Source organism: Spongiibacter sp. (assembly GCF_041602295.1).
Lineage (GTDB): Bacteria > Pseudomonadota > Gammaproteobacteria > Pseudomonadales > Spongiibacteraceae > Spongiibacter.
On sequence record NZ_JBFIGO010000108.1, the window covers coordinates 1 to 8,520 of the forward strand.

Annotated in this window: 5 protein-coding genes; all 5 read left to right on the forward strand. The window is 61.3% G+C overall.

Annotated features, from left to right (window positions below; genetic code table 11):
- A partial coding sequence (locus ABYM29_RS13440) for an SDR family oxidoreductase (RefSeq protein WP_372865286.1) occupies positions 1-585 on the forward strand: 585 nt, incomplete at its 5' end.
- An 87-nt stretch (positions 586-672) separates the two neighbouring features.
- On the forward strand, positions 673-2,964 hold the full coding sequence (locus ABYM29_RS13445; protein WP_372865287.1) for a hypothetical protein: 2,292 nt from the start codon (positions 673-675) through the stop codon (positions 2,962-2,964).
- Between the two features lie 42 nt (positions 2,965-3,006).
- A complete protein-coding gene (locus ABYM29_RS13450; protein WP_372865288.1) occupies positions 3,007-5,367 on the forward strand; it encodes a beta-glucosidase in 2,361 nt (786 codons plus the stop codon).
- A gap of 98 nt (positions 5,368-5,465) precedes the next feature.
- Positions 5,466-7,601 (forward strand): molybdopterin oxidoreductase family protein, encoded by a 2,136-nt coding sequence (locus tag ABYM29_RS13455; protein ID WP_372865289.1) that lies wholly within the window; start codon positions 5,466-5,468, stop codon positions 7,599-7,601.
- A 56-nt stretch (positions 7,602-7,657) separates the two neighbouring features.
- Positions 7,658-8,520: TonB-dependent receptor (locus ABYM29_RS13460; RefSeq protein ID WP_372865290.1), on the forward strand; the 863-nt coding region annotated here is incomplete at its 3' end.

The following is an 8,520-nucleotide window of genomic DNA, read 5'->3' on the forward strand; positions in this document are numbered from 1 at the left end:
GACAAGTTGGCCGAGGTGGCGGCGCAGTGCGCGGGCGCGGCGGAGGTGGCGGTGTATCCCTGCGATGTCAGCGACGCCGACGCGGTGCAGCGCTTGGCCGGCCAGGTCGGCGAGGTCGACGTGCTGATTAACAATGCCGGCAGCTGGCACGGTGAACCGGTGCAGACGATGGCGGTGGACGACTTTGACCGCATTCTTGCCGCCAATCTGCGCAGCCTGTTTTTAATGTGCCGGGCGTTTTTACCGGCCATGCTGGCCAAGGGGCGCGGTGATATTTTCAATATGGCGTCCACCGCCGCTATTGAGGGCTATGCCGGGGTTTCGGCCTACTGCGCGGCCAAGCACGGCGTGCTGGGCTTTAGCCGGGCGCTGCGCGAAGAGCTGCGCGGCAAGGATATCCGTGTCTGCTGTGTGCTGCCGGGGCCGACCTGGTCGCCGTCCTGGCAGGACAGCGGGGTGGACCGCCGGCAGCTGATGCCCACCGAGGATGTGGCGCGGGCGTTTTGGGACCTGTATCAGCTGGATCGCAATGTGGTGACCGAGGAAATTGTGCTGCGCCCGCAGGCGGGTCATATCAGTAGCTGAGCGACTCATCCATTTGGGTTTGGCAGAGCGGCAGTGCGCGGCGTAAGATCACAGTTATAACAATAATGTGTCACAAGGACTTTGCCCATGATCCTGCGCCCGCTGGCCTGCGCCGTTGCCCTGTGTTTTCTTGCCGCCTGTGGTGGCGGTTCGTCGTCTGGCGGCAATGCCGCTAAGGGCGGCGATGATGGCGGCGGTCCACTGCCGCCGCAGCCCCGCGGCGGCCTGCCCAGTGGCGCGCCGGCGGCGGCCACGGCCGAGGCGCCGACCCTGGCCGGTCCACCGGCTTGGCCGTTTGCCGAGGGCGCGCCGCGCACCTCGGGCAGTGGGCGCTATGCCCACGGCGCCTATTACTGGACGGACTTTCTCTACGACGCCTCGGGGGCCAAGGGGCCGAATGTACCGTTTTACCGCATCGGAACACCCACTGGCGGCAGCCTGCACTATCCCGACGCCAATATGGCGGGCAATGGCGCCGACATCTTTATTGTCGGCGTCGGCAAAAAAGACGATGAGATTTATTTGCGGGTGGACTGGCAAACGCTGATCGATGCCAGCGTGCCGGTGGCGGCCTTTGCCGTCGACTATCAGCCCGGCGGTAGCGCGGAGTGGCCGGGCATCGCCAATCTGCGCAGTGACGGTGTCGATGCGCTGGTATTTGTCTCGGCCGATGGCGCGCTGATTGACCGCAAGGACGGCAACGGCCCGCAGCCGCTGGCGCCGGTTGCCGTGGACATGGCCTCGCGCTCTTTTGTGGCGGTGCTGCCCGCCGATACCTTGCCCACCGCCGAGCCCTGGACGCTGTACCTGGCGTCGGGGATTAATAATGGCGAGGGCGGGTTTTTAAACGATCCGGCGGGCTTCCGCAGTCTGCCTCACCAGCCGCCAGTATTTAATATGGCGTTTCGCGACTACGACGACGAGCCGGCGCTGTCGAACTTCTGGTTTGATGAGAGCCAGGCCAATGCGCTGAATAGCGGTGATGTATCGGCTTTTGCCGTGCAGATTGACTGGTCGCGGATGGGTGACACCGAGCCTGAAGCGGTTCACTACGGCTATAGCAATCGCTGGTATCTGTCCTCGGTGTCGGGCACCGAACTCGGCGACGGCAGCTTTGCCGCCGGGGTGGATCGCAGTGAAGGCGCCACGGTGTCGATTCCCGCGTACTTCGATGCAGTGCAACCCTACGGTCTCTATATTCCCAGTGGTTACGACCCGGCCAACAGCGCGCCGAGTTTATTTACCTGGCTGCTGCACAGCTTTACCCAGAACCACAACCAGTACAGTGCCAGCGTGCCCAACTATTTGTTGGCCGCCTGTGAAACCCTGCGCCAGTCAATTTGTGCGACCCCATTGGGGCGCGGCCCGGCAGGTTACTATGAGGCCGCGGCAGAGCTGGACTTCTGGGAGGTGTGGCGCGATATCGCCAGCCACTTCAATCTCGACAGCGAGCGGGTGTTTACCACCGGCTACTCCATGGGCGCTATCGGCTCGATCAACTTAATGGTGAAGTACCCCGAGGTGTTTTTTGGCGGGGTGATTCTGGCCGGCTCGCACGCCAATGCCAAACTGCTGCCCTGCTCGCTGGACAATAACGGCTGTGTGGAACCCAAGGGGCCGGAGCTGATGGAAAACCTGAAGTGGAACGGCTACTACCAGGCCCACGGCAGTTTCGACCAGCTGGTGCCGTTTTTTGATGCCCGCGCCACCGCCGATGGCATGCGCGATTTTGGCTACCGCTACACCTTTGATCACTACCTGGCTGAAGATCATATTGTCTGGACCCTGAAAGATGTGGGTTATTCCGCGTTTGAGCAGGCCGCGCAGTGGATGGTGCAGTGGCAGGAGGCCGAGGACGCGCGCCGCGCCGCCCCCGGTGAGCTGGTCTACCGCTGGGAGCCGGATAAGGTGAATGCAGACTGGGGCCTGGGTCCCCGCGGCGCCTGGTGGCTGGAGGAGGTCGAGGCGGTGGCGCAGGCTGGGTTTGCCGAAATTCGCGCCCGCTCTGCCGCCCTGCCGGAAGCCGCAATAGAGCCACAGGCTTACAGCAATGAGCCGATTTTCCCGGATGCCAATACGCTGAGCCCGGCGCTGCGCGACGGCCAGCATTGGCAGCGCGGCGAGCTGCCCGCGGCCTCGGGCCTGCTCACGGTGCAATTAACGCAGGTTGCGGCGTTGACGCTGAACCTGGTCGAGGCGGGGCTGGCCGGACGCGATGACAAGCGTATCGAGCTGTCCAGCGATGGCCCCTATCAGCTGCGCTTAACCGGCTTGGAAAAGGGTGAGGTGGTCGCGGCCGCAGGCCAGCGAGTGACCGCTGCTGATGGCGCAGTGCTGTTGGCGATGCCCGCCGGTGAGCAAGTCATCAGTTTTCCATAATTGCTCATTACATTGTGATGTCACGATTGCAGAGGGTGGTGTATGTCGGCTCGTAAACTATGGCTTATGGTGGCCGCACTCTGTGCGCTGAGCGGCTGTGGCAGTGATTCGCCGGCCGCATCGGCGGGAGCTAGTGACCAGGTCGAGGCTGCGTCGCGCTGTAATACGTTGACCGAGCACCCCTGGTGCGACGCCGCGAAATCGGCCGCCGAACGCGCCGAATTGCTGGTGGCGGCGATGAGCCTGGAGCAAAAAATCGATTACTTGGCCGGCGATGACCCCCAGGCCTCGGCCACCGGTGATCCCTACGTCGGTGTGGTTAACGGTATTGCCGAACTCGGCCTGCCGGCACTGCGCATGAGCGATGGCCCGGTCGGTGTGCGCGGCAGTCCCGCCACGGCGATGCCCATTCCCTTGGCACTGGGCGCCAGTTTCAATCCCGAGTTGGCCCAGCGCGTCGGCGCGGCCATTGCTAATGAGGTGCGCCACAAGGGCAATGACCTGGTGCATGCGCCGGTGGCAGATATTGTCCGCAATCCGTTGGCGGGGCGCAGTTTTGAAACCTTTGGCGAAGACCCACTGCTGGTCAGCCAGATGGTGGTCGAGTGGGTGCGCGGTGCACAGGCCGAAGGGGTGATGGCCAATGTGAAGCACTATTTGATGAATACCCAAGAGGGCGTCGTCAGTGTGCCGCCGATTGCCGCCGTGGTGGGTGGGCGCTCGGTGGTTAACGCCGTCGTCGATGAACGCAGCCTGCGCGAAATCTATTTGCCGCCCTACGAGGCGGCAGTGAAAGACGCCGACGTGGCCTCGGTGATGTGCGCCTACAATTACGTTAACGGCGAGCCCGCCTGTTCCAGCCCGCAGTTGCTGCAAGGGGTGTTGCGCGACGAGTGGGGCTTTGATGGCTTTGTGGTAACCGACTATTTTTTTGCCCAAAAAGATACCGTGCAAAGCGCCAATACCTCGGCGCTTATCGAAATGCCCTACGGCGTCTTTTTCTCCCAGCCGCTGTTGCAGGCCGCCGTGCAATCCGCCGCGGTGGAAGAGCAAACCCTGGATGCCAACCTCAGGCAAATTTTCCGCAGCTTGTTTCGTTTTAATTTCTTTGATCGCCCCAGCTATGAGCGCAATGACGAGCTGATTGATCAGGCGGCGCATGCGCTGTTGGCCCGCGACGTGGCCGAGCAGGGCGCGGTGCTGCTGCGCAATGCTGGGGTGCTGCCGCTTACCGAGGAAGTAAAAACCTTGGCGGTAATCGGTAAGTCCGCAGAGCAGAGGCCGAGCGGCGGTGGCTCGTCGTTTGTCACACCGTTTCGCTTTCAGACCCCACTTGAGGCGATACGCCGACGGGCGGGGCCCGATGTTGATGTGCAGTATGCCGATGGCAGCGATCTGGCCGCCGCTGCTGCGCTGGCGGCGCAGGCCGATGTTGCCGTGGTGTTCGCCAGCAATATTGCCACTGAGGGCAGCGATCGCTACTGCCTGTCGCTGGATTGCACTCTGGCCGATGCGCCGGACTCACTGTTGTTGAACAGCCTGCAAAATGGCGCGCCGGATTTTCTCGATCAGTTGTTAGATCCGGTGTTTGCCAGCTCGCCAATTCGCGAGGTGCTGGATCAAGCCTTTGCGCCGATTTTGTTGGGCGCGCCGTTGCTGCCCCTGTCGCACGACAACCAAGACGCCTTAATCGCAGCGGTAGCGGCGGTCAACCCGGCCAGTGTGGTGCTGTTGCAAAACTCGGGCGCGGTGCTGACCCCCTGGCGCGAGCAGGTGGATGCCATTCTTCAGGTCTGGTATCCGGGGCAGGAGGGCGGCGAGGCGATAGCACGTCTGCTGTTTGGCGATAGCGACCCCGGCGGCCGTCTGCCGCTGAGTTTTCCCGATAAAGAAACGGATACCCCAGTGGCGGGCGACCCGCAGCGCTACCCCGGTGTGGCCAATCAGGCGGCGCATTCCGAGGGGGTGTTTATCGGCTACCGCTGGTTTGATCAACAGCAGCGAGAGCCGGCCTATGCCTTTGGCCACGGCCTGTCCTACACCGATTTTGTCTTGAGCAACCTCGCGGTCAAACAGCACGGCGATGGCGGCGCGCTGGTGACGGCGCAGCTGCGCAATACCGGCGGCAGGTCGGGCTGGGCGGTGCCGCAATTGTATGTTGGCCTGCCCAGTGCCGCCGCCGATCTGCCGCAGCCGCCCTGGGCTTTGAAGGCCTTTTCCAAGCACTGGCTGCGGCCCGGGGAGTCGGTCAGTTTGCGCTACGAGCTTGACGCTCGCGCGCTCAGTTACTGGGAGCCGCTTAGCGGCACTTGGCAGCGGGCACCGGGCAACTACCGCTTTGCTCTGGGCGAGTCCTCGCGCGCGCTGAGCCTGCAGCAGGATTTGTCGTTTGCCGGCGGCTGAGTGCAGGGTGCTGCACTTGCTGATAGAGTGTATTCGCTGATTACATTGGGCTCTATCAGAGCCAGTGGCTAATACAACGATAATAAGCGAGGTGGACGATGGCGCGATCTGGGACGTTTTACCGAACCTGTAATCTCTGCGAGGCGATGTGTGGCGTTGCCATTGAGCTGCAAGATGAACAGATCATTTCGATCAAGGGCGATCAACAGGACCCCTTCAGTCGCGGTCACATCTGTCCCAAGGCCCTGGCACTGAAAGATCTTTACGAAGATCCCGAGCGCCTGCGCAAGCCCATGGAAAAGCGCGACGGCCAGTGGCATGAGCTGGACTGGGACGAGGCGTTGGATCGGGTGGCCGAGCGCATGCGTGCCCTACAGCAGCAGCACGGCAAAGATGCGCTGGGCGTCTACTTGGGTAACCCCAATGTGCACAATATGGGCGGCACACTGCTCAATGGCGGGTTTTTACGGGCCTTGAAAACCCGCAATAAATTTTCGGCGACCTCGGTGGATCAATTGCCCCACCATATCGTCGCCTGGCAGATGTTTGGTCACCAGCTGCGCATCCCGGTGCCGGATATCGATCGCAGCGATTACTTTGTTATTGTCGGCGCCAATCCGCTGGCCTCCAACGGCAGCATTATGAGCGTGGCGGATGTGCGCGGCCGGCTCAAGGCGGTGAAACAGCGTGGCAAAGTGGTGGTGATCGATCCGCGTCGCAGCCAGACCGCCGAGCTGGCCAATGAGCATCATTTTATTCGCCCCGGCAGCGATGTGTTGCTGCTGTTGGCCATGCTCAATCACCTGTATGCCTCGGGCAAGGTCGACGCCGGGCGCTGTGCAGATTTTCTCGATACCGACCCCAGTGAGCTCAAGCCCTTTTTTGACGACTTTGCGCCCGAGCGGGTGGCCGAGCATACCGGTATCGCGGCCGCCGATATCCGCCGTCTGGTTGATGAATTTACCGCCGCCGAGGCGCCGGTGCTGTATGGGCGTATGGGGGTGTCGGTGCAGGAGTTTGGCACCCTGTGTCAGTACCTGATTATGCTGTTTAACCTGCTGACCGGCAGTGTGGATCGCGAGGGTGGTTTGCTGTTCAGCACGCCCGCTGCCAATGTTCTGCCGCAGACCGGGCGCGGCCATATGGGGCGCTACCACAGCCGGGTGCGCGGCCTGCCCGAATTTAACGGCGAGCTGCCGGTGTCCACCTTGGCAGAGGAGATCACCACGCCTGGCGATGGGCAGATTAAGGGCATGGTGCTCATTGCCGGTAACCCGGTGCTGTCGACGCCCAATGGCGAGCAGCTGGACAAGGCCTTTGCCGAGCTCGAGTTGTTGGTGGCGGTGGACTTTTATATTAACGAAAGCAGTCGCCACGCCGATTTTATCCTGCCACCCGTCAGCCCGCTGGAGCGCGAACACTACGATGTGATTTTTAATCTGCTGGCGGTGCGCAACAACGCCCGCTATGCGCCGGCCTTGTTTGAGCCGGGTCCACAGGCGCGCCACGACTGGCAGATTCTGCTGGGGTTGCGCGACCGAATCAGTCCGCCGAAATCGCTTAAAGAGCGTCTTAGTCGCCGCTTTGAGCAAGCGCTCGGCCCCAGCGGCATGCTGGCGCTGCTGTTGCGCCGCGGCCCCTTTGGGGGCGGTGTTAATCCCTTTAAGGGACTGACGCTGGGCAAGTTGAAAAAATCGCCCCACGGTATTGATCTCGGCCCCCTGCAGCCGCAGTTGCCGGGCGATTTGTTTCACCGAGATAAGCGCATTCATGTCAGCGCGGAGTTTTTCTTGAGTGATTTGCCGCGAGTTAACAGTACTTTCTTTAATGGTGCTGCGGCGCAGGAATTTGTATTGATCGGTCGCCGCGATGTGCGCAGCAATAACTCCTGGCTGCATAACAGTCAGCGTTTGGTGAAGGGCAAAACGCGCTGCACGGTGTTGCTGCACCCCGAAGATGCCACGCGTTTGGGCTTTGACGATGGCGTAACGCTGAGGGTGCGCTCGCGGGTGGGCAGTGTTGAACTGCCGGTGTGCGTCAGCGATGAGGTAATGCCGGGGGTGGTGAGTATTCCCCACGGTTGGGGGCACCACCGCAGCGGCACGGGGTGGAGTCTGGCCGAGGCCAATGCCGGGGTCAGCGTTAACGATTTAACGGACGAGCATTTTATCGATCTGCTGTCGGGCAACGCCGCTCTTAACGGTGTGCCGGTCACGCTGGAGGCGGTCGGCTAGGCGCGCTGTGGTATTGCTGTTAACACGATAAAAATAACGATATTGAGAGAGATACTATGCACAGATCAGCCCTGATGTCGGCGTCGCTGGCAGCGGTGCCCCTGCTTGGCCTGCTCAGCCAGCCGGTTTTTGCCCAAGCCGATAGGCGCGCCAGTCTGGAGGAGGTGGTGGTTACCGCGCGCCGCCGTGAGGAAAACCTGCAAGAGACGCCCTTGGCAGTGTCGGCTATTGGGGCCGATATGCTCGAGCAGATGGGCATCAGCGATATTGAAGATGTGGAAACGCTGGCACCCAGCCTGCAGTTTTCCCAGACCAACTACAAGGCGCCGGCGATTTTTATTCGCGGTATTGGTCAGCGCTCGGGCAATCCGGTGCTCGACCCCGGTGTCGGCATGTATTTGAACGGTGTTTATATACCGCGCTCCGATGCCCAGTTGCTCGATGCGGTAGACGTGGCGGCCATTCAGGTGCTGCGCGGGCCTCAGGGCACGCTGTTTGGCAAGAATAATATTGGTGGCGCGATTTTGGTCGATTCCAAAAAGCCCTTCACCGACGGCGTAGAATTTACCGCGAAAGTGGCCGGTGGCAGCTTTGGACAAAAAAGTGCCAAGCTCGGTGCCAATCTGCCGCTCAGTGATAGCCTGGCGATGCGTGTAGCGGTGAATGCCAAGCGCAGCGAGGGCTCGATTGATAATATCGCCGGCGACAGCGCGCTGTTTGATCAGGATCGCATGGCGCTGTCGTCGCGGCTAATTTGGTATGTCAGTGACGAATTTGAAGTGGATGTGTTTGGCTTTCTCAGTCGCATCGATGAACGTGGTTCACCCTATAACTGTGTGTTCCAAAACGAGCAGGCCATTCTGACTCAGGGGATTTATCGCGGTGATCGCGGTCGCGATCTGAAAACCGCCTGTGATGA

Bases quoted from the DNA above. Each gene is read 5' to 3' on its own strand.
- ABYM29_RS13445 (WP_372865287.1), top strand. From the start codon at position 673: ATGATCCTGCGCCCGCTGGCCTGCGCCGTTGCCCTGTGTTTTCTTGCC.
- ABYM29_RS13450 (WP_372865288.1), top strand. From the start codon at position 3,007: ATGTCGGCTCGTAAACTATGGCTTATGGTGGCCGCACTCTGTGCGCTG.
- ABYM29_RS13455 (WP_372865289.1), top strand. From the start codon at position 5,466: ATGGCGCGATCTGGGACGTTTTACCGAACCTGTAATCTCTGCGAGGCG.